15 protein-coding genes and 1 tRNA gene are annotated in these 19,222 nt (G+C 29.9%); 8 read left to right on the plus strand and 8 right to left on the minus strand.

Going from position 1 to position 19,222, the window contains the following annotated elements:
* The first annotated feature begins 292 nt into the window (after positions 1 to 292).
* Positions 293 to 1,264, plus strand: a complete 972-nt coding sequence (locus BLV71_RS09930; RefSeq protein ID WP_093870398.1) for an IS110 family RNA-guided transposase — start codon at positions 293 to 295, stop codon at positions 1,262 to 1,264.
* Between the two features lie 44 nt (positions 1,265 to 1,308).
* Here BLV71_RS09930 and BLV71_RS09935 read toward each other — a convergent pair whose 3' ends face one another.
* The 7 genes from BLV71_RS09935 to BLV71_RS09970 form a co-directional block, all read right to left on the minus strand.
* The gene (locus BLV71_RS09935) at positions 1,309 to 2,190 is read right to left on the minus strand and encodes a hypothetical protein (RefSeq protein WP_093870399.1); all 882 of its coding nucleotides are present in this window, start codon (positions 2,188 to 2,190) and stop codon (positions 1,309 to 1,311) included.
* Positions 2,191 to 2,442 carry a hypothetical protein gene (locus tag BLV71_RS09940; protein WP_093870400.1) on the minus strand — a complete coding sequence of 84 codons (252 nt, stop codon included), beginning with the start codon at positions 2,440 to 2,442 and terminating at the stop codon, positions 2,191 to 2,193.
* Between the two features lie 990 nt (positions 2,443 to 3,432).
* Complete coding sequence (locus BLV71_RS09950) at positions 3,433 to 4,584, minus strand: site-specific integrase (protein WP_176974385.1); 1,152 nt, start codon at positions 4,582 to 4,584, stop codon at positions 3,433 to 3,435.
* 148 nt (positions 4,585 to 4,732) lie between these two features.
* Positions 4,733 to 4,806, minus strand: a tRNA-Arg gene (locus tag BLV71_RS09955).
* Between the two features lie 46 nt (positions 4,807 to 4,852).
* On the minus strand, positions 4,853 to 5,080 hold the full coding sequence (locus BLV71_RS09960; protein WP_093870403.1) for a putative signal transducing protein: 228 nt from the start codon (positions 5,078 to 5,080) through the stop codon (positions 4,853 to 4,855).
* Between the two features lie 15 nt (positions 5,081 to 5,095).
* Positions 5,096 to 5,248 carry an SsrA-binding protein gene (locus BLV71_RS09965; RefSeq protein ID WP_093870404.1) on the minus strand — a complete coding sequence of 51 codons (153 nt, stop codon included), beginning with the start codon at positions 5,246 to 5,248 and terminating at the stop codon, positions 5,096 to 5,098.
* Between the two features lie 96 nt (positions 5,249 to 5,344).
* Positions 5,345 to 6,679: an SPFH domain-containing protein gene (locus tag BLV71_RS09970; protein ID WP_093870405.1), complete on the minus strand. Its 1,335-nt coding sequence runs from the start codon at positions 6,677 to 6,679 to the stop codon at positions 5,345 to 5,347.
* A gap of 531 nt (positions 6,680 to 7,210) precedes the next feature.
* Here BLV71_RS09970 and BLV71_RS09975 point away from each other — a divergent pair.
* Positions 7,211 to 8,152, plus strand: coding sequence for a calcium/sodium antiporter (locus BLV71_RS09975; protein ID WP_093870406.1), 942 nt, complete (start codon positions 7,211 to 7,213; stop codon positions 8,150 to 8,152).
* Positions 8,153 to 8,178: 26 nt separating this feature from the next.
* Entirely contained in the window at positions 8,179 to 8,811 is a 633-nt protein-coding gene (locus tag BLV71_RS09980) for a LysE family translocator (RefSeq protein WP_093870407.1), read from the plus strand.
* Positions 8,812 to 8,887: 76 nt separating this feature from the next.
* Here the strand turns inward: BLV71_RS09980 and BLV71_RS09985 are convergent, their stop codons facing one another.
* Positions 8,888 to 9,898, minus strand: a complete 1,011-nt coding sequence (locus BLV71_RS09985) for a glutamine synthetase beta-grasp domain-containing protein (RefSeq protein ID WP_093870408.1) — start codon at positions 9,896 to 9,898, stop codon at positions 8,888 to 8,890.
* 189 nt (positions 9,899 to 10,087) lie between these two features.
* Here BLV71_RS09985 and BLV71_RS09990 point away from each other — a divergent pair, with 189 nt between their 5' ends.
* From BLV71_RS09990 to BLV71_RS10010, 5 genes are all read left to right on the plus strand, one after another.
* Entirely contained in the window at positions 10,088 to 12,271 is a 2,184-nt protein-coding gene (locus BLV71_RS09990; protein ID WP_093870409.1) for a glutamine synthetase III family protein, read from the plus strand.
* Positions 12,271 to 12,732, plus strand: a complete 462-nt coding sequence (locus BLV71_RS09995) for a GNAT family N-acetyltransferase (protein ID WP_093870410.1) — start codon at positions 12,271 to 12,273, stop codon at positions 12,730 to 12,732. Before BLV71_RS09990 ends, BLV71_RS09995 begins: the two co-directional genes overlap by 1 nt.
* 13 nt (positions 12,733 to 12,745) lie before the next feature.
* Positions 12,746 to 13,246, plus strand: coding sequence for a GNAT family N-acetyltransferase (locus BLV71_RS10000; protein ID WP_093870411.1), 501 nt, complete (start codon positions 12,746 to 12,748; stop codon positions 13,244 to 13,246).
* A 529-nt stretch (positions 13,247 to 13,775) separates the two neighbouring features.
* Positions 13,776 to 14,954 carry an AIR synthase related protein gene (locus tag BLV71_RS19030; protein ID WP_093870412.1) on the plus strand — a complete coding sequence of 393 codons (1,179 nt, stop codon included), beginning with the start codon at positions 13,776 to 13,778 and terminating at the stop codon, positions 14,952 to 14,954.
* Positions 14,955 to 15,074: 120 nt separating this feature from the next.
* Positions 15,075 to 19,217 (plus strand): hypothetical protein, encoded by a 4,143-nt coding sequence (locus BLV71_RS10010; RefSeq protein WP_093870413.1) that lies wholly within the window; start codon positions 15,075 to 15,077, stop codon positions 19,215 to 19,217.
* Positions 19,218 to 19,222: the final 5 nt, after the last annotated feature.

A 19,222-nucleotide genomic window follows, 5' to 3' on the forward strand; every position in this document is an offset into this window, starting at 1 on the left:
GTTAGCAAATAAATCACAGATAGAAAGTCCGCGAGGACTTTCGTAAGTAGGCTATAACTAGTAATGAATTATACACATCTTAAGTTTACAAAGTAGTAAATTTAAGTACTAAACCAGAAAGCACAAAAGAGAGGATTAAGATTATTATACATGCAGAGACTATAGATCTCGACAACATTGAAAATCCCCTCTCTTTTCTACTCAGATTCCGTACAGTTCTATGAGGCTTTTTAGACCTCGCTTTTAAGTAGTTGAAACTAGTGTAGATTGTCCTTTCAATAAAACTTTTCTTATGTATAAAGATATTAAATATTTTGGAATAGATATAAGTAAATCAGTTTTTGATGTTACGGATTCAGATGGTAATTATTGGCAGTTTAAAAATAGTTTTTCAGGGTTTAACAAGTTTGTTAAATTGTTAACTGTTACGAGTCATTGTGTGATGGAAGCAACAGGGTATTACCATTATAAGTTAGCCTATTATTTAGTAGAAAAAGGAATAAAAGTATCTGTAGAAAACCCACTATCGGTAAAACGTTTTATTCAAATGAAACTCTCAAAAATAAAAACAGATAAGAGTGATTCAAAATTAATCTGTGAGTACGGGAAACAGGTAGACTTAAAGTTATGGTGTGGACAATCAAAAGAACAACAAGAATGTCTTCAAATAACAAGATTGCTTAGTGTTTATACAAAACAGAGCACTATGCTAAAAAACAAAATACATGGGGAAGAAGTTTTAGGTATTCCAAGCAATTCAGTTTTACGTTCTATAGTACGCAGTTTAAAACACCTTAAAAAAGAGATAAAAGTTTTAGAAGAGAAATTGTTAATACTACTAAAAAAGGAACATCAAGATCTATTAACCCGTTTGGAAACGATTCCAGGAATAGGGAAGAAAACAGCTATAATGTTAGTCGTTTTGACAGATGGATTTGAACGTTTTGCCAGTGGTAGTGAATTATGTTCTTATTCAGGCTTAACTCCAATAATTCGACAAAGTGGAAGTAGTGTAAAAGGACGAGCAAGAATTAGTAAAATAGGAAATGTAAAACTTCGAAATCTATTATTCATGTGTAGTTTTAATGCTTGTAAATATAATAAGAGTTGCAGAGAGCTTTATCAACGAATAGTAGCCAAAGGAAAGAGTAAGAAACTTGCCTTAATAGCCGTTTGTAATAAGCTATTAAAACAAGCATTTGCAATTGCAAAATCAGGATTAATATATGATGAAACTTATAGAAGTACTTTGATAAAAAATTAAACAAAAATTAGTTGCTTTTTACCACAGTTCTTTGTTGGCAATAGTTATTTTTTTATTCTTTGTTCTCTCGCATCTAAAATTAAACAAGTTATCGCAATAGCTCCTAATACTAAATAAATAATCCAATGTGGTTCCTCTACGACAATACGATACAAATGTTGTTCAAAAGAGCCAAGTTCGTTCAATTCTATTTGCGCTGTAAAATCAAAAGCAGGTAAGATGATTAAGGTTGAAAGTAATGACATTGTTGACCAAAATCCTCTATAAAATCTACGTTTTGGGTTTAGTATTAAAACGAAAATAGTCACTCCAAATCCAATAATAACTTCGTCAATATATTCTGGGTTTGATTGAATGATTTTATAAACTATAACTGAAATTAAACCAGATAGAACTGCAATTCCTTCCCAAGGTATTTCGTAACCAAATAAAAGCGTATTATCAGTTATCGTAACATAGCGTCTTTTTTTATTAAATCCATCTATTGGTAGTCCGTTATTTTTGAATTCGTCTTTTAAGCTTTTCGCTTCATTTTTGTCATATTTACTAATGAATGCTTGTATAGATGAGTATGCTTTTTTTGATGGTTTAGGAATTGTTACGCCATATTTTAGTTTATAAAACTTTAGAGATTGCCAATGTTTGTTTATTGTCGTTGAAATAGATATGGCATCGTCTACCTTACTCTTAACTATATTACTGTTTGAGTCGAAAGATGTAGTACTATATTCATTAATAGACCTTGAAAAGATTCCAAAATAATCTACAGCTGATGTGTGTAAGTCATTTAACCTTTCCTGAACTTCAGTTTTAGTTATATCGTCGCTTTTGAGATAGGTTAATATATTTTTCGTTTGAAGACGAAATTCACTTCTAGCATCAGAAATTTCATCTTCAAAATCAGTAATATTTTCTTTTTTCGCCAATTAACTTGGATTTTTAAGAGTGTCTATTATTTGGTCAATTAAATTGTTTATATCACTATTGTCATAAGATTCTTTAATTATGAATAACTCTTTTCCAGTAACAATTGTTACAATTTTTTGAAGAGAGGCAATTGTTCTTCCACTTTTTGGTAAAGCTTGAATTAATCTTCCAATTTTTGAAAATTCACTATCTGATAGCTGATAATCAGATAATCCAACAACTTTTTTAAATTTAATTTTTAATTCATTCATATTAGTTCGTTTTAATTATTGCCAACGTTTAAGGATATGAAAAGTTGCGAATTTTAGTTCGGAAGTTTTCATAGCTTTTTTAAGTATCAAATTTAGTAAAATATTTGAAACCAGTAAGAATGTAGCAATTTTTTATATGTATTGTTACCCTTTTTAGTGCTACACAAACCAAATGTAAAACCAAAGCCATACTAAATACTCCTAAAACCAACCGAGGCAGAACGCTAGCCTTAACTATATAAACAGAAAACACCTTTAATTTTAAAAAATTAAACATGGAAGATATACTAAACCATAAAGCGTTTAGGTTGGTACATAATTTTATACACCAACACCTTTTTTGGAATAAGAACGAGGCAGAACGCCAGCCTATAATTTTTCAATTACAAACTACATATTCAATATTTTCAACATATTTTTAAATGAACAGAGAACACTTTGGCGTTTAGTTCCCAAAAAAGGATATCAATCTAATAATTTGCTAAATAAGCGATACTTTTAAAATACTTTCTTGAGCTTTTTAGTAATCTCAAGTTTCATTCAGCACTATTAATGGTAACTCGTTATATAGATAACAAAGTTCTCGTTTATTGGGGTGTAGTTCCGGATAAAAGGAACTTTAGGTAAATTTATACATAGCATATAAGGTTACTTTACGGGTATCCTTAGTGCTTTATTTTTGGGAAGTATATAGCCTAAAAATGTAGATACAAAAATGAAGTATTCTTACAGTTTTTTGTGTCTCAAATTTATGAAATATTAAGTGAGTCTTCCAAAAAAAACAGCTAAAAGGGGGCAATTTGCTTACTGAGTACAAAATCCCCTCACCCCATAGTACAAATTTTAAGCATTAATTTATACTGTTCTCATGTTTTGTGTCTGTGTTAAATTATTGTTTTATAGGTTTTTGAGGTGTTTTTTTCTTATTAGAGAACAAAGAGAACAGTTTTTTTTAAAAATAATAAAGCTACTACGTGAAAGTTTTACAAGTTAACTGCCTAAATTAATAATGTTATCCATTTTGTTTATCTCTTCATTTAATATTGAATCAACTATGTGAACATAAATCATTGTTTCTCGAATGTTGGAATGCCCTAAGGTTTTTTGTAGGTTTTCAATTCTTCCTCCAGAAATCAGGTAATTAGTAGCGAAAGTATGTCTAGCTACATGAAAAGTTAAGTGCTTTTTAATATTGCAAGCTTTAGCTATACATTTTAACTCTCTATTAATATGTTCATTGGTATATTTTCCATCAAATAGATTTCTGTAGTTGATGAATGTTTTAGCAGATTCATTTAATTTGATTTTTTGAAATTTTCCCGTTTTTTCAGATTTGAAAGCTATGAAGTCACCAATGATGTTATCAATAGTTGCGTTTTGAATATCTGAAATTCTTAATCCAGTAAAGCATGAAAATAGAAATCTATCTAAAATATTTTTACAGGATTCTGAAATGAATTTTGATTCTCTGTATTCATATAGGGTTTTTATTTCGTCTTCATTTAAAAATGTTCTGTCCCCTTTAAAAGATTTTACAGTAATGTCTTCAAAACTCAGAGTAGTTTTAATCCCTTTTTTATTGGCAATGTGTAAGTATTTTTTAAAATTCTTTAAAGTGGTTTGAATGGTTGTGTCTTTATTTTTTAAAACTTTTTTGCAGTAAACTATAAGTTCGGTAATTAGATCTTCATTTATATCATTAAATAAAATTTGTTGCCTAAACTTTTTAAGTTTTGTTAATGTTGAAAATTGTTGTCTATAGGTACCAGGTTTCAAAATATCCTTTTGCTTTTCTATTTCTTTTTCACAAAATTTTATAAAGTCAATTTTCGAAGTAGGGTTTGTTAAATCTTCAATTAGTCTTTCAAAGGTTAAGTAGGTTTCAGATAAACGATATCTTACTGCTATTTTATTAATATCTGCTTTCTTTTTATTTATGTATAAGTTGTAATCTTTTACAGTTTGAGATGTTCCTTTTATTAGTTGTTTACGCTCATCAAACATTTTTGGTTGTACAAAAATATCTAAAGGAATCTTTTTTCTTTTACCATCTAGGAAGAGTTGTATGTATAAAGCGCATGTTCCGTCTTTTCTAACGTAGTCCTTTTTCATGGCTATTTTATATCTGAGTGTCCCACTCATTTTTATTGGGGAATTTAATGGGGAATTTTGGGGATAGAATAACGCTTGCATAGGTCTTTTTTAAAAGTAGAATTTGTTGTAAAAAGTTAAAAGCGAAGATCTTACACGTTTTATAGTGTAATTTCTTCGCTTTAATTTTTGTTATTTGTGACCTCGACAGGATTCAAACCTGTAACCTCTTGAGCCGTAATCAAGTGCGCTATTCAGTTGCGCCACGAGGCCGTCGTTTTGCGGGTGCAAATATACAATTCTTTTACAGTTCTAAAAATTATTTTTCAATTTCTTTTCGAAAATTTTCAATAATTTTTTTAGATGCCTCAATATCAGTGTTAAAAATGTGAAGCTCAACAACATCTCCTGTAGCTCCAAAACCTGCTAATCTTCCAGATTCTCGTTCGTTTTTAATAATTGAGGGTATTTTATTGTCTTCTAATAATTGAGCAAGTCTGTTTACTAAGATTGCTGATCCGGTAAAAATAGAAATATGTTCTTTCATAACTTATAGGTGTATTTAGTTTAACGAATTTATTGTAACGTAAGCTCTCCATCCAATAATAGCTAATTGTAATTTTGAAGCCTTTGTAATGTCTAACTCTTTTTTGGTATAAGAAGGTAAGATAATTTTGTTAAGCTTGGCTAGTTTTTTAAATAATTGTTTTTTCATTAGTTAGTTGATTTCATATCAAAAATAATGAAAATATAATTGTAAATAAACAGGACGATCTAATTCGTCCTGTTGGTAATTGATTCCTTTTCTTTTTTATTTCTTTTCCATCATTTTCTTGGCTAGCTCAGCGCCAATTAATGATTGTAGCAAATTCCCACTGTTTCCGTTTTTACTTCCTTCAATATATGTAGAAGGTAATTTTAAATCTTTTATCTCTTTAGCAACTCCCACTGCAGTTTTGTATTCCCATTCAGCACGTTCCTGAGGAGTTAAACCTGCACTTACTAGTTTTGCATTTTCATAGTATTGTGCATCGGCAGCTACTTTTTTACTTTTAGCTTTGAATTGTTCAACTTCATATTGTTTCTTTTCTTTTATTAAGTTGAATCCAGCTACTTTAGCTTGAGTTTCAGCTTCGATGGTTTGTTGAATTTGAATTTTTTCTAACCTAGCTCTTTCTTTAGCTTTTTCAGACTCTCCTTTAGCAACTTCTTTTTTAGCTCTATAGTATTCACGCTCTGCTTGTTGTTTTTCAAGTTGAGTTTGTGCTACCTCATTTTTTTGTAAATCTAAACGCTCGTCAAAAGATTCTTCCCAGTCAATACCTGTTACTTGTGCTTGGTAAATTTTTAAACCATATTGTTTTAAGGTGTTAGAATTGTCTCTGGCAATACTACCATCTGAGTTTCTTTTGATTCTAAACTTTTTTTGTTTACTTGATTTTCCTACATTAATCTTTCTGATAGTAGTTGTATCTCCAACAATTTCATTCGTGTTTTCAGATTCATAGTATTGTTCTACTTGGTACATTCCATTTTCTAATTGATCCCTAAAATATCTATCGAAGTCTGAAGCCTGACCTGAAATGTAATCTTGAGCATCCATTAGTTTGCAGGTGTTTTTTATAGCAGCATCAATGTTTGGTAAAACTCTACCGTAAATTAATTTTGATTCGCTTCTGTTTCTGTCTGCCATGTTTAAAAAGACTTTTTCGTCGTTGATATTGACACCTACAATAACTGAAGTGCTAATTTCTGCTTTAATTGCATCGCTGAATTCCCACTTTTGAGCCTTCCTGTTGTATATACCTTGGCTACTTTTTGGTAGTTCTACATCATCTTTTAAAATAACATCTTTTATAGATGTTTCATAAGATAGTGGTATGATTCTACCCCACCATTTTAATTTTAATCCTTGTGTGGTAATCATTTTATCACCACCAGAAACAAATTGTACTGCATAGGCTGTACCAGCTTCTGCGTAAAAGAACATTCCAGTTATAATACTCAATAAGATTCCGAGTAATGTAAATTGGATACTTCTGTTGGTGGTGAACCAATTTAAGAAGCCGTCTTTTTTAATAATTGATTTTAAAATAAGGGTGAGTAACCCAATAATAATTAATAATATTCCTAAAAATGTTAGCATAATAATAGTGTGTTTAATAGTTAATTAAAATAAGTACTGAATAAGTTGAATTATAAAATTTACTGCTGAGACAATTAAATTTAAAGCAATAGTTATCATTTGTTTTTTTAGTGGTTTTAGTTAATAAAAGTTGATTAATTCCAGAATTGTTTTCTCAATATATGAGAAAGAGAATCACATCACCAAAAGTTTCAATACGATTTAATCAATTTGAATTTATAATTAAAGTTAAAAAATAATATTAAGTTTTAATATGTAGTCTAATATTCTACAGAGTAGTTTGTTTTGTTAATATTAATGTATGTTTATTGTTTTAATGTGTAATTAAATAAAGGGCGTTTTTTGTGTGTTTTAAAAAAGTAAAGGAAAATGTGTTGTTAAAGAGAGGTGAAATGGTGGTTTTGATTTTTGTGATTTGAAATAAAACTTTTTTTATTGAGAATTAGAAAGATAAAAAAAGAAGCTTTTAAGCATGTAATATCTGTTCGTAATTTAGATGTCAAAACCCTATCTTCGCACAAAAAATAATTTATGAGTATTCTATATATTGTTATTGGATTAGTTTTATTAGTTCTTGGTGGGAACTGGTTGCTAAAAGCTGCAGTTGGCTTATCGCTAAAATTGAATATACCTAAAATTGTTATTGGTATGACGGTTGTTTCTTTTGCAACATCAGCACCAGAATTGATAGTAAGTATTAAATCTGCATTAGATGGAGCTACAGGTTTAGCAGTTGGTAATGTAATAGGTTCAAATATTGCAAATATTGCGTTAGTGTTGGCAATAACAATAATTTTATCGCCTATAGATGTTCAGAAGAGTTTTTATAAAACAGATTGGCCAGTAATGATGTTTGCTTCATTGTTGCTATATGTTTTTATTGTTAATGATAAAACAATTCAAACATATGAAGGAGTGATTTTATTTATTACCTTAATAGCGTTTTTGGTGTACCTTTTACGTTTTCAAAAGCAAGCTGTAGTTGATGAAATGCCTGAGGATGATGAAGAATTACCGCTATTTAAAGTAGTACTTTTTTTAGCTTTAGGTGGATTAGGTTTATGGGGAGGATCAGAGTTATTAATTGATGGAGCAAAAACGTTGGCAAAAGGATTAGGGGTAAGTGATGCTGTAATTGGTGTAACGGTGGTTTCTGTAGGAACAAGTATTCCTGAATTAGCAGCTTCTGTTATTGCAGTTATGAAGAAAGAAAAGGCAATTTCTTTAGGGAATTTAATAGGATCGAATGTGTTTAATATTTTGGCAGTGTTAGGAATAACAGCAATGATTACTCCTGTAGAGGTTAAGCCAGATTCATTAAGTTTGATTACTAAGGATATTTATTGGATGTTAGCTATTTCATTTGCGGTGCTTCCGTTAGTTTTTATTCCTAAAGGTATGAGGTTAGGATGGAGAGATGGAGTGTTGTTGCTAATTACTTATGTTGTGTTTGTGTATTTAGCAATTTCGTAAATTGTAATAGTTGAAGAAGTGATGTAATGAATGGAATAGAGAACTATATAGGTTTTATTGTTGCAGGGCTTTTAATGAATATAACTCCAGGGGCAGATACTGTTTATATAATTACCAGGAGCGTTGCTCAAGGAAAAAAAGCAGGTATTTATTCTGTTTTAGGAATTGGAAGCGGAGCTGTAATTCATGTTGTATTTGCTGCTTTGGGATTATCAGTAATATTAGCAAAATCAGTAATTGCTTTTACAGTTATTAAGTGGGCTGGGGCGGTTTATTTGATTTTTTTAGGTGTAAAAACCCTTTTAGATAAGTCAGGATTATTTGATAATCAAAAGGTAGATTTTGAGAAGGTAGATTTATTGAAAATATATAAACAAGGCTTTTTAACGAATTTATTAAATCCAAAAATTGCAATATTCTTTTTGTCCTTATTACCTCAGTTCATAAAAGCAGAACATACAAATAATGTACTACCTTTTTTAATTTTAGGATGCACCTTTTTATTAACAGGAACCATTTGGTGTCTTTTCTTAGTGCATGCTGCTTCTTTTATGACAAACAGGTTAAGAAGTAATCAAAAGATAGGTAAGGTAATGAAAAAAATAAGTGGATATGTATTTATTGGTTTAGGGCTTCAGTTGTTAATGAAGAAAAATTAATAAAGTTTCATAATACTATAAAAATAAAACACCTCGCAATTTGCGAGGTGTTTTATTTTTATAGATAAAATCTAATTTAGATTTTTGCACTTTTAACAGTTTTAATAATTCTTCCAGCAATTTTATAAGGATCACCATTAGAAGCAGGTCTTCTGTCTTCTAACCATCCTTTCCATCCTTTTTCAACAGTAATAATAGGAATACGGATAGAAGCTCCACGATCAGATACACCGTAGCTAAAGTCAGATACGTGAGCAGTTTCATGTAAACCAGTTAAACGCTCATCATTATTAGCACCATATACATCAATGTGCTCTTCAGTAACAGGCCTGAATGCTTCACAAATAGCTTCGTAAGTTTCTTTAGAACCACAAGTTCTTAATGTAGTGTTTGAAAAGTTAGCATGCATACCAGAACCATTCCAATCACCTTTTACTGGTTTAGGGTGGTATTCAATGTAATAACCATATTTTTCAGTTAATCTATCTAATAAATATCTAGCTACCCAAATTTCATCACCAGCTTTTTTTGCACCTTTAGCAAATAATTGGAATTCCCATTGTCCAGGAGCTACCTCTTGATTAATTCCTTCAAAGTTTAATCCAGCGTCAATACATAAATCAGCATGTTCTTCAACAACATCTCTACCCCAAGTGTATCTTCCTCCTACAGAACAATAGTATTTTCCTTGAGGACCAGGGAAACCTCCACGTGGGAAACCTAAAGGTAAATCTGTTTTAGAATCCATTAAAAAGTACTCTTGTTCAAATCCGAACCAAAAATCAGAGTCGTCATCATCAATCGTAGCACGTGCATTAGATTCGTGTGGAGTACCATCAGCATTTAAAACTTCAGCCATAACTAAGAAACCGTTTCTTCTAACAGGATCTGGGTAAATTGCTACAGGCTTTAATAAGCAGTCAGAAGCTCCACCAGACGCTTGTTCTGTTGAACTTCCATCAAAAGACCATACTGGACAGTCTTCTAATTTACCACTAAAATTATCTTCAACCTTAGTTTTGCTTCGCATATTTTGGGTTGGCTTATGACCATCTAACCATATATACTCTAATTTAGATTTACTCATGATTTTTAATTTTGATATTACTGTTGTATTGTTTTACGATGCAAAAATGAATATTTTTTTAATTACCCCCAAATTTTACAGGGGTAAATTTTAAAAATTAACTATAATTTAATTTTACCCCTATTTTTTTAGGGGTTTGTTTGTTTTTAAATTAGTATTTTTGAAAAGTATTAAAAAAGGATAATATATATGTCGGCTATTCGGTTTAATGCGTTAAAGGAAACGCTTAATAGAGGTTCAGTTATTGTTAAGGAAAAAAGTAAACGTTCTGAGCTATTTGGTAAGAATGTGTTTAATGAGCAAGCAATGCGTCAATATATGACGAAAGAAGCTTATCAAAGTGTAATGGATGCAATTGAGTACGGAACTAAAATAGATAGAAAAAAGGCAGATCAAATTGCAGTTAGCATGAAAGATTGGGCGCTTTCTAAAGGTGCTACTCATTATACACATTGGTTTCAACCTTTAACAGGAGCAACAGCTGAAAAACATGATGCTTTTTTTGAAACAATAGAAGGAGGAGGAGCTATGGAACGTTTTGATGGAGGTCAACTAGTACAACAAGAGCCAGATGCATCATCGTTTCCTAATGGAGGAATTAGAAATACTTTTGAAGCTAGAGGGTATACAGCTTGGGATCCAACATCTCCAGCTTTTATTTACGGAACAACATTATGTATTCCAACAGTATTTGTAGCTTATACAGGTGAGGCTTTAGATAATAAAGCTCCTTTATTAAGAGCGTTACAAGCTGTTGACGAATCTGCAACTGCAGTTTGTAAATTTTTTGATAAAAATGTAACTAAGGTAAATGCAACATTAGGTTGGGAACAAGAATATTTTTTAATAGATAAAGCTTTAGCAGCATCTAGGCCTGATATAATGATGACTGGGAGAACTTTGTTAGGGCACTCTTCAGCAAAAGGGCAACAATTAGATGATCATTATTTTGGATCGATCCCTAGTAGAGTAATGAATTTTATGCGTGACTTGGAACAAGAATCTATGTTACTTGGTGTTCCTGTTAAAACAAGACATAATGAAGTTGCTCCTAATCAGTTTGAGTTAGCACCTATTTTTGAAGAAGCAAATTTAGCGGTAGATCATAATTCATTATTAATGGATGTGATGGAAAAAGTATCTCACCGACATCATTTTAAAGTGTTGTTTCATGAAAAGCCATTTGCAGGTATTAATGGATCTGGAAAACATAATAACTGGAGCTTGTCTACCAATACAGGTGTAAATCTTTTAAGTCCTGGGAAAACTCCCATGAAAAATCTACAATTCTTAACTTTCTTTGTAAATACGATAAAAGCAGTTCATGATTATGAAGATTTAATAAGAGCTTCTATTGCAAGTGCAAGTAACGATCACCGTTTAGGTGCAAATGAAGCACCGCCAGCTATTATCTCTGTATTTATTGGTTCTCAGTTGTCAGAAGTCTTAGATGAGTTAGAGAATGTAACGAAAGGGAAATTATCACCTCAAGAAAAAACAGATTTAAAATTGAATATAGTAGGTAAAATACCTGAAATATTATTAGATAATACTGATAGAAATAGAACATCACCATTTGCTTTTACTGGAAATAAATTTGAGTTAAGAGCTGTAGGGTCGTGGTCAAATTGTGCAGGACCAATGACAGTTTTGAATACGATTATAGCAAAGCAGCTTAAAGATTTTAAAACTGAAGTAGATAGTTTGGTAGATGCTAAAAAATTAAAGAAAGATGAAGCTGTGTTTAATGTGTTACGAGAATATATAAAGGCATCAAAAAAAATACGTTTTGAAGGTGATGGGTATGGTGACGCTTGGGAAAAAGAAGCAAAGAAACGAGGATTGAGTAACAACAAAACAACACCAGAAGCTTTAAAAGCAAAGATTTCAAAAAAAGCAATTGCTCTTTTTGAAGAAATGAGAGTAATGAATAAAGTAGAGGTTGAAGCACGACATGAAATTGAACTTGAAGAATATGTAAAGCGAATACAAATAGAAAGTAGAGTTTTAGCTGACGTAGCAAGAAACCATGTAATACCTACGGCAATTCAATATCAAAATACATTGATAGAGAATGTAAAAGGGTTGAAAGAAATATTTGGAGAAAGTTTCGAGAAATATGCAAAAGAACAAATAGAATTAATAAAAAAAATATCAAACCATATTGCTGAAATTAATTCTAAAATAGAAAAAATGACTGATGAAAGAAAAGAAGTAAATAAATTAAAAGGGCAAAAGAATGCTGATGCTTACTGTAATAAAATCAAACCATATTTCGAAGAAATCAGGTATCATGCAGATAAATTAGAATTATTAGTAGATGATAATTTATGGCCACTAACTAAATATAGAGAATTATTGTTTACAAGATAATGAACAGCCTAATAGTATATAAAAGAACCAATTCTGATAACAACCATTTTCTTTATTTAGTAAAGGAATTGGATGATTATTTAACTGGAATTAATGGAGAAGATGATTCTTTTTTTAGGCAATTTAATAGTATGAATAAATTACAAAATGTAATTGTTGCTTATCATAATGAAATGCCTATTGCTTGTGGAGCATTCAAAATGCATAATAAAACTACAATTGAGGTTAAACGAATGTATGTTAAAAATGAATGTAGAGGTAAGGGGATTGCAACTGGCATTTTAAATGAATTAGAAACTTGGGGAAAAGAGTTGGGATATAAAGCTGCAATTTTAGAAACTAGTAACGTTATGAATGATGCATTAACTCTATATAAAAAAAATGGATATATAGTAGTGCCTAATTATGGTCAATATAAAGATGTTGAAAGTAGTGTATGTTTTGAAAAAGAGCTGAGCTAAAAATTATAGACTAATGAGCAATGCTGTTTATGTTACAATTTTTTTAAAAGAACATTGGAAGAAAGTATCGGATATTTATAAAGAAGGAATTGAAACTAAAAATGCTACTTTTAGAACTAAAGTTCCTGATTGGGAAGAGTGGAATGATCTGCATTATGAGCATTCCCGATTTGTAGCTGTAGAAAATAAAAGAATTATTGGTTGGTGTGCTATAGCTCCAGTTTCTAATAGGTATGAATATAGAGGTGTTGCTGAGGTTAGTGTTTATGTTAAATTGGATGCAGTTGGTAAAAAAGTTGGAAGTTTATTAATGAATGCTTTGATAAAATCAGCAAATAAAGAAGGTATTTGGACTTTGTATTCTAGTTTATTTCCTGAAAATATAGCTAGTATAAAACTACATGAGAAAAATGATTTTAGATTAATTGGTTTTCGTGAGAAAATTGCTCAATTAGATGGTGTCTGGAGAGATACTGTTTTGTATGAACGAAGAAAAAAAAGTAAGGAAAACTAAAAAAGGTCCCCTACTACAAGAACCTTTTAGTAATTTATATCATAATAAAACCTACTACACTTTTTATTATAACAATAATTAAAGCTAAGTTAGTAAATATCAGTGTTATAAAAAATAGGGAAAAGCCCTGAATATAATTTAGGGATAACCATTAGGTGAATACTCAATTACCCTGAGTTGATATATCTAAAATGTTTTTTTAGTCCTTTAAGTATGGGCTGGGTAAAAAAAGAAAAGAAGTAGTCCCCCAGGAATTCTTCTTTTCTTAAATGCTAAATATCTATTTATAATTTAAATTACATTATAAATATAGTTTAATAAGCAAGTTTAATTTTAAGAATTAGTTGAAATGTAAGTTTTTGTAGGTGAGTGGCGATTTTAACTTTTATAATTTGTTATTAAATGAAAAACTTATTTCTTTTTTAAACTATGCATGTTGTTTTTTACGATAAATATTAAAATAGTATTTACTTTGATATTTACCTGTTTTTAAAGTAATTTCGCACCCACAACACAACAATATATTACCATGAGTCAAGAAGTTTCTAAAAGATACGCACAGCGAGGAGTTTCAGCGTCTAAAGAAGATGTTCATAATGCTATTAAAAATATAGACAAAGGATTATTTCCAAAGGCGTTTTGTAAAATAGTGCCAGATTATTTAACGAATGATGATGACTATTGTTTAATAATGCATGCTGATGGCGCAGGAACTAAAAGTTCATTAGCCTATATGTATTGGAAAGAAACTGGTGATATTTCTGTATGGAAAGGAATTGCTCAAGATGCACTTATTATGAATATTGATGATTTGTTATGCATTGGTGCTACTGATAATATAATGTTGTCTTCAACCATCGGACGTAATAAAAACTTAATTCCAGGCGAGGTAATTTCTGCAATTATAAATGGTACAGAAGAATTAATTTCTGAATTAAAAAAGTTTGGTGTAACAATACATTCTACTGGAGGGGAAACCGCTGATGTAGGTGATTTAGTACGTACTATTATTGTTGATTCTACTGTAACAGCTCGTATGAAAAGAGAAGATGTTATTGATAATGCTAATATTAAAGCTGGAGACGTAATAGTTGGTTTAGAGTCTTTTGGACAAGCAACTTATGAAAAAGAGTATAATGGAGGTATGGGAAGTAATGGTTTAACTTCTGCTCGTCATGATGTTTTTCATAAATATTTAGCAGAAAAATTCCCTGAAAGTTTTGATGCTTCAGTTCCTGCTGATTTAGTGTATTCTGGAAATACTAAACTAACTGATAAAGTTGAGAATTCTCCAATTGATGCAGGTAAATTAGTACTATCTCCAACTAGAACTTATGCTCCAATCATTAAAGAAATAGTTTCAAAATACAAATCAGATACTGTTCATGGAATGGTTCATTGTTCAGGAGGAGCACAGACAAAAATTTTACATTTTGTAGATAAAAATCATATTGTAAAAGACAATATGTTTCCAATACCACCATTATTTAAACTAATACAAGAACAATCTAAAACTGATTGGAAAGAAATGTATCAAGTATTTAATTGTGGACACAGAATGGAGTTATATGTATCTCCTGAAATAGCAGAAGATATTATAGCTATTTCTAAATCGTTTAATGTAAATGCGCAAATTATAGGTAGAGTAGAGGCCTCTGAAACCAAAAAATTAACTATTAAAAGTGAGTATGGTACTTTTGAGTACTAGTAAAAGTTTATAAATGATTAAAAAAGAGCCTTGTAAGAATAATTATATGAGGCTCTTTTTTTTATATTTGCATTTAGAATAAAAAAATATAATTGCTAATTAAACACACTACATTTTATTATGAAAAAATTATTGTTAAGCATTTTTACAATGCTTTTATGTGTATTGGGGTATGCGCAAGATTTTACGCCAATGAAATCACCAGATGTAAAAGCTTTTTTAAACGCAAATTATTTACCTGTAAATGAATCAACAGGTAAAGCATCTATAAATATACCTATCTATAATATTGATCTAGATGGTTTAAATATTCCTATTTCTTTATCATATGATACTGGTGGTGTTAAAGTAAATTCTTCATCCTCAAAAGTAGGCTTGAATTGGAATTTAAATGCAGGCGGTTTTATCTCAAAAGAAATAAAAGGAGTTAGTGATATAGATATATCTTTAAAGCAATCAAGTAGTAGTGGGCCTGGAGACACATATACTAGTTATGGGTATTTAAGGCACTTATTAACATGGAATCACCCAGGTACGAATACTAATATTGCCGAACCTTATAGAGATACTCAACCCGACCTGTTTCACGTAATGGCTCCTGGGTTATTTACAAAGTTCACTCATAAATCAAATGGAGAACCTTTTGAACTTGACAAATCTGAAACAAGAATAGAAAGTCCTTTTAATAATCCATCATACTTGCATAACATGTATTGGAGGCATCAATTAAAACCAGGGTTTGCTTTTAAAATGACTTCTAATAAAGGATTTGAGTATTCTTTTGATGAAGTAGAGTTAAATGCACAAACTCCTAAACTTCATGGTAACGCTCCAATTAGAGGTACTATGTATGCTTATGGCGGTGAAAATGATCCTTTAGCAGAGCAGCCAATAGATATATGGTATTATAAAGCTATTCCTAATAATTTGGTTGAACCTCTCTTGTCTCTAAATACAACGGAAAAAGAAATTGAAAATGGATTTTTTAGCTATGGTATATATTATCAGCCTAAAGGATTTATCTCAGATTTATATCCTACGACTCATCTTACTTCTATAAAAAGTCCAATATCTAAAAGAAAAGTAACGTTTCACTATTCAAATAACTATATTGTAGATAATGACAGAAGAATTGAAAGAAGTTATGAAGGAACAAAAAAGACAGGGCAAGTTAATTATGAACATGATTTTACAAGAGAAAAAATTCTGAACAAAATAATTTTTCCTCAAGGGCAAATACATTTTTACTACAGCTCAAATCGATTAGATGTAAGAGGAGGGAAGATTTTAAAAAAAATAGAAATACGAAACAAAAAAGGGGTATTTGTAAAAGGTATCATTTTTGAACAAGATTATTTCAATTCATTAGAAAATTGCAATGAAAACCACTGTAAACGTTTGCGTTTAAATGCTATTAAGTTTCTTGATAAAGAGAATAATGTACTTCCTGGTTATAGTTTTGAATACAATGCTACAAAGCTTCCTAAACGATTTTCTGTTGAACAAGATTTTACTGGTTTTTATAATGGTCAAAGTGGGTTTTCAGAAGAATTGTATATTCCTAAAATATATTTTAAAGATAACCAAGGTAAAAATTCTTATCTTCCTTTTCCTTCAAGTGGATATAGTTTAATTTCGGGAAATGCTAGTTTATTACCAAATTTAAACTATTCTAAGTCAGCAGTGCTGGAAAAAATAATTTACCCTACTGGAGGTTATTCAACTTTTGATTACGAACTCCATTCTTTTAAGTTTTTGAATGAGATAGAAGAAAGTGGAGGGGTAAGAATAAAATCTCAATCTATCTTCGACTCAAACAATATTCTTGAGAGAAAAATTTCTTATGATTATATTCTCGAAAATGGTTCTACATCTGGAAGCATTAATAACTTACCTCATTTTTACCTCTATAATTATTCTCTTACTGGAGGATCAACAAAAATTAAACAAGTCTCCAATACTAAACTTCAATTAACTCAAAATTCGTATGTAAATTATTCTAGAGTAAAAATATCAGAACAGAATAATGGGTACATAATTAATGAATATTCTAGTTCTAGTAATTACCCTAATGAATACCCTTCTACATATACTTTACCTAATTCAGTTGTAAATCAACAAAATTTAAATGTATTTAAATCTAAACTCAATACAGGACTTAACCCTGATATTTATAGAAATTATTCTATAAAAAGGGGGCAACTTTTATCTTCAAGAATATACGACAAACAAAATACAGTATTAAAAAGTATTGTTAATGAATATCAATACAAACCTTATGATTTATTTACAGTAAGTGAAAATGTAATTTTTGGACATGCCAATTTTAATTTTACTAATGGTAATAATGCAAGATATGCTAAGTTTGATATTAATCTGGCTGCCGAGGCAAATAGTTTAAAAAAATCAACAACAAAAGAATATACTTCTAATGGAGTTATTTCAAACGAAAAAACATATATATATCATTCAAGTAAAAATTTATTAAAGGAAACTCAAAGTGAAATTAGCGATGGGAGTGTAATAAAAGAAAAATATTCTTATCCTTTCGATAGTGACGTCTCGTCTATGCCTAATGTTTCAGATCTAGAATCTTTAAATATATTACAACCAATAAAAACAACTATTTTAAAAAATAGTTCAGTTATAGGTACGACATTAACAGAATATGAAAATTACGGTAATAATAAAATACTTCCTAAGAAAACAAAAACATCTAAAGATAATAATTCATTAGAAGTAGAAAATGAATTTCATAAATATGATGAAAGAGGAAATTTGATTGAACTTTCTAAAAAAGACGGAACACATATAACTGTTTTATGGGGGCACAATTATCAATCAAAAATAGCAGAGATAATCGGAGCAACATATCAAGAAGTTTTAACAGCTCTTAGTATGAGTACTATTGATAATTTACAAAATCTTTCGGATAATGAATTAACAATAGTAATAGATAATCTCCGAAACAACTTACAAGACGCTCAGATTCATAGCTATACAATAACCCCTTTAATTGGAGTTACAAAAATAACCAAACCTAATGGTAATAAAACGTATTACACATATGATTCATTCAATAGATTAGAAACAATAAAAGATAACAATAATAAAATTTTAAATAAAATTTCTTATAACTATCAATTAAAACCTGCGGTTTCAAATATTCTGCAAGAACCTTTGGCACTAAATATTATAAAAAAACCGACTGATTTTTATGTTCCATCAGCAAGTGCTTCAAATCATAAAATTTTATTGTATGCAGAAGTAAGTGGAGGTAAAGGAAACTATAGGTATGAATGGTCTACAACTTCTTCTTCTTCTTCAATATTGAGTAGGTCTTCTAATTATATAGCACCTTTAGCTTGTGGTGAAAGTATTTCTTTAAAACTTAAAGTAACTGATGATGATAATGTGCAGATAATTAGAACAGTAGTAGTTAATGCAGCTGAGTGTGGTGAGCCTTTCTATGTTGGACAAATTGAAGGAACTGCAACAGCAAATAATCAAAATAATTTTTGGATAAATGCTGAAGGAGGATCTTATAACTTTACTTATCAATGGTTTATTCCTGGAGGACCAATTTTGCCAGATACTTGGAGTTATGATAAGTTATATCCCAAAACCTCTCCTTTATTAAAAAACACTTCTGGAAGCCCTGTTATTGTTAATTTAAACGTAAAAGTGAAGGACGAAGAAAGTGGTTTACATGTTATTAGAAGTAGAACGGTAACTATACAACCAGAGTTTGAAATAAATTCATGTTTTATAGTTGGTACAAAAATAACTATGGCAAACGGAAAACAAAAAAATATTGAGAATGTTATTAAAGGAGATAAGGTATTAACATATAATTTAAAAACAAAAGAAATTGAAATTGGAGAAGTTAAAAAAACTGTATCTCCTGAACATACAAAATTTGTTTTATTTAAATTTGAAAATGGAATTGAGAATACGAATACTTTAGATCATCCATATTATGTAAAAGGTAAAGGATGGTCCTCTTATGACCCTAAAATGACTCAAATAAAGTATGGACTAAAAGTAAATAAAATTAAAATTGGAGATGTGGTCTTATCTTACAAACAAAGAACTAAAAAAGTTGTAGAATTAAAGCTTGTTAATCAACAATTAATTTCTGAGCTCCAAAAAACGTATAATCTAGATAAAGTTAGCAAAAATCACAACTTTTTTGCTAATAGTATTTTAGTCCATAACAAATCTTTTCTTTCAAAAAAAATAAATACACCTAATAAAAATTAATAAAA

The organism is Tenacibaculum sp. MAR_2010_89 (assembly GCF_900105985.1).
GTDB classification, from domain to species: domain Bacteria; phylum Bacteroidota; class Bacteroidia; order Flavobacteriales; family Flavobacteriaceae; genus Polaribacter; species Polaribacter halocynthiae.

Excerpts from the sequence above, each read along its gene's own strand:
- BLV71_RS09930 (WP_093870398.1), top strand. The coding sequence starts at position 293 with ATGTATAAAGATATTAAATATTTTGGAATAGATATAAGTAAATCAGTT.
- BLV71_RS09940 (WP_093870400.1), bottom strand. The coding sequence starts at position 2,442 with ATGAATGAATTAAAAATTAAATTTAAAAAAGTTGTTGGATTATCTGAT.
- BLV71_RS09950 (WP_176974385.1), bottom strand. The coding sequence starts at position 4,584 with ATGAGTGGGACACTCAGATATAAAATAGCCATGAAAAAGGACTACGTT.
- BLV71_RS09960 (WP_093870403.1), bottom strand. The coding sequence starts at position 5,080 with ATGAAAGAACATATTTCTATTTTTACCGGATCAGCAATCTTAGTAAAC.
- BLV71_RS09965 (WP_093870404.1), bottom strand. The coding sequence starts at position 5,248 with ATGAAAAAACAATTATTTAAAAAACTAGCCAAGCTTAACAAAATTATC.
- BLV71_RS09970 (WP_093870405.1), bottom strand. The coding sequence starts at position 6,679 with ATGCTAACATTTTTAGGAATATTATTAATTATTATTGGGTTACTCACC.
- BLV71_RS09975 (WP_093870406.1), top strand. The coding sequence starts at position 7,211 with ATGAGTATTCTATATATTGTTATTGGATTAGTTTTATTAGTTCTTGGT.
- BLV71_RS09980 (WP_093870407.1), top strand. The coding sequence starts at position 8,179 with ATGAATGGAATAGAGAACTATATAGGTTTTATTGTTGCAGGGCTTTTA.
- BLV71_RS09985 (WP_093870408.1), bottom strand. The coding sequence starts at position 9,898 with ATGAGTAAATCTAAATTAGAGTATATATGGTTAGATGGTCATAAGCCA.
- BLV71_RS09990 (WP_093870409.1), top strand. The coding sequence starts at position 10,088 with ATGTCGGCTATTCGGTTTAATGCGTTAAAGGAAACGCTTAATAGAGGT.
- BLV71_RS09995 (WP_093870410.1), top strand. The coding sequence starts at position 12,271 with ATGAACAGCCTAATAGTATATAAAAGAACCAATTCTGATAACAACCAT.
- BLV71_RS10000 (WP_093870411.1), top strand. The coding sequence starts at position 12,746 with ATGAGCAATGCTGTTTATGTTACAATTTTTTTAAAAGAACATTGGAAG.
- BLV71_RS19030 (WP_093870412.1), top strand. The coding sequence starts at position 13,776 with ATGAGTCAAGAAGTTTCTAAAAGATACGCACAGCGAGGAGTTTCAGCG.
- BLV71_RS10010 (WP_093870413.1), top strand. The coding sequence starts at position 15,075 with ATGAAAAAATTATTGTTAAGCATTTTTACAATGCTTTTATGTGTATTG.